This is a genomic window from Candidatus Schekmanbacteria bacterium, from assembly GCA_003695725.1.
Taxonomy (GTDB): domain Bacteria; phylum Schekmanbacteria; class GWA2-38-11; order GWA2-38-11; family J061; genus J061.
Map to the genome: position 1 here is coordinate 1 of RFHX01000174.1, position 2,658 is coordinate 2,658.

At 32.6% G+C, this 2,658-nt stretch carries 3 protein-coding genes; 1 reads left to right on the top strand and 2 read right to left on the bottom strand.

Annotated elements, in window-relative coordinates; translation table 11 throughout:
- Positions 1 to 43: 43 nt before the first annotated feature.
- Complete coding sequence (locus tag D6734_07025) at positions 44 to 1,045, bottom strand: hypothetical protein (protein ID RMF94755.1); 1,002 nt, start codon at positions 1,043 to 1,045, stop codon at positions 44 to 46.
- 77 nt (positions 1,046 to 1,122) lie between these two features.
- Complete coding sequence (locus tag D6734_07030) at positions 1,123 to 2,118, bottom strand: transcriptional regulator (GenBank protein RMF94756.1); 996 nt, start codon at positions 2,116 to 2,118, stop codon at positions 1,123 to 1,125.
- Between the two features lie 119 nt (positions 2,119 to 2,237).
- Between D6734_07030 and D6734_07035 the strand changes: the two genes are divergently transcribed.
- On the top strand, positions 2,238 to 2,597 hold the full coding sequence (locus D6734_07035) for a hypothetical protein (protein ID RMF94757.1): 360 nt from the start codon (positions 2,238 to 2,240) through the stop codon (positions 2,595 to 2,597).
- The last annotated feature ends 61 nt before the right edge of the window (positions 2,598 to 2,658 follow it).

Below are 2,658 nucleotides of genomic sequence, written 5' to 3' on the forward strand. Positions count from 1 at the left end.
AAATAGATCACTTCTATAGTCAAAATGAGCAGACTAAAATATTTTAATATCTCCATTTTCGTTTCTTTACTTCCTTAAAATGTTCATAATTAGAATACTGCTCATAATTAGAATAAATTGTTAGATGAAGAAGCTTGTCACTATGACACACAGCCGAGCCAATTACATCTTCCCCCTCAATGCGAAACTCAATGCCTTCGCCGACTCCTTTGAAGGAATCTATATCTGAGTTTTTTATTGAGCTTAGAAGTTTTGTCAGCGCTTGACTGTAATCTATTTCCTTTTCTAAGAAATCTAAAAAACACTCCTTCTTATCTAAACTTTTCAGCTCATCGAGATATATACTCTTTATGAGTTTAGGATAAATCTTTTTGAAAACCTCTGGATTTGAACAAACTTCCATCACTTGGAAGCGGCCATTTGTAAAGATAATCGCCCCAATTTGGTCTTTTAATGTTTTAAATTTTCTTACAAAAGATTTTATACCTAAACGATTTGCATTATATGCTTCGGAAAGTGACCTAGTGGGAGATTCAACATTTAAATCTTGCAGTTTCTCATCTACTAAATCCCAAATTTTTCCCTGAGTCGCGTAAAAGCTTTTTTGTTTTTTTAAACTTAAATTTACATCTCTTAAAATTTCACGGCGAAGCTGACTATACACATAAGAATCATAATCAGAAAAATCCTCTCTATCATAAGACCATCTTCCTTCTTCTATACAGGACACTGGTATCACAATTTCGCTGTGAGGTTTTACCACTATTGTAGTATTTACCACTCTATTCTGTTTTGCCCCGACTAGTATTTCACCTACAAAAATTACCAAAAACTTCTTTGCAAAATTGATTACTCTTACGGCAGGTACAGAACCAGCGCTATCAACTTCAGTAATTTTTACCAAATGCTTTTTCATTGCTTCATCTAAGGTGATAAAGTTCTTTGTCTTCTCTTCTGCAAAAATAGGAAAAACTACAAACCTATCAACTTCAATGCTGTCTCCAATGGTAAAGGATTCAATCGCTTTAATAAATTTCTCTTTCATAAAAACCCTCCTTTTTGAGAAGTAATATAATTGAAGCGACTGACAACAGTATGTCCGAGTAGAAAATTTTTTTTTCTTTAGAGATATTTTTTGAGGGTTTTTTTCAATTCTGATTTGACTTCATCCCTTAAATAGGGAGGAGATAGGATCTCACAATGAGGAATCCATGAAAATAGCCATCGTTTTATCTCTTCAGTGCCGGCTACATTAAAGTATAGGATCACATCCCCATTTGGTTTTTTTTCAGCCTTCTGAAAACGATGCCATCTTTTTCTTAGAATATGGTCTGCTACTTCTGATGAAAATCTAACCACCACTTCTACATCATTCCCTACGACAATTTTGAAGCTTTTGGAAAAATATTCCGCTAAATTAAAATCCTTAGGAATAGCATAGCGATGATTAGTACTTCTAATTTCCCTAATTCCATCAATGGCAAATGTCCTTGTTGCATTTCGAAGGTCGCACATTCCAATCATATACCAGAAACCATCGCAATATATCAGTCCGTAGGGAGCAACTTCCCTCTCTGTTATCTCCTTTGTTCCATAAGCATAATATTTCATCCACACTCTACACCTATCAATTATAGCTTGATTCAATATGCTCAATATTTTTTCATTTTCAGGAGACTGCACCGTCATTCCCAAATTAACCAACATTGGAAATGTCTTCTCCTGCAAATTTATATTCGTATTTGATAGAATCCTTTCTACGACTCTGAAAAAAGGCGCATCTGATGGAAAACCCAAACCCGAAATAATATTTCGCACAGACATAAAGTTGGAGAATTCTTCAGGATTGAAAATCACTTTTTTTAAAGAGAAGTTACCATCGAAATCATAGGATTTTTTGTCTTTGTCATAAGAAATTGGAATACCTGCATCTTGAATTGCTCTTATATATCGATAAATTGTCTTCTCAGATACTTCAAGTTCTTCAGAAAGTCTCGATGCCGTGACTTTTTCACCTGCATCGATCATACTCAATATTTTTATAATATTAACTATTTTGGAGGAGGTTTTATCAGAAGAATTTGATTTTTTAAGTCTTTTAAATTTATCTTTGCTCATAGGATAATGAGATAACTAATTCAAAAAAAAAAAAAAAAAACTTATTTTAAAGTTATTATGCAATAACTATATATTTTTTCAAAGATTTTAATGTCAATCAAATATTTGTTTAAAAAAATATGTTATTTGAAAAATTCAAAGAAAAATCGATCATATTATTACTAATCTTTCTTTTTCTACACCTTGCATTAGGATGCACAGCATTAAAAAACGACAAAGACCAATGGCTTTCAAAGGATAAGGCATATCATTTTTTAGCTGCAGGGGCAATTAGCGCATCTGCTACAGCAATTTCAAAAAAAGGGAAACTATCAGATGCTGAATCTACCCTTGTAGGGGTTTCAATAACTCTTGCCGCAGGCACAGGCAAAGAAAGTTATGACAAAAAAATCAAAAAAACATTCTTCAGCTGGAAAGATATGATATTCAATCTTCTTGGAGCTTTGACAGGAAGTCTTATTGTCAATATGACTGACTGATTCTTTTCAATATAAAAAATTTTTTTACTTGACCTTATTGATAATTTTTACTATTTAGTAA

Bases quoted from the DNA above. Each gene is read 5' to 3' on its own strand.
- D6734_07025 (RMF94755.1), bottom strand. From the start codon at position 1,045: ATGAAAGAGAAATTTATTAAAGCGATTGAATCCTTTACCATTGGAGAC.
- D6734_07030 (RMF94756.1), bottom strand. From the start codon at position 2,118: ATGAGCAAAGATAAATTTAAAAGACTTAAAAAATCAAATTCTTCTGAT.
- D6734_07035 (RMF94757.1), top strand. From the start codon at position 2,238: ATGTTATTTGAAAAATTCAAAGAAAAATCGATCATATTATTACTAATC.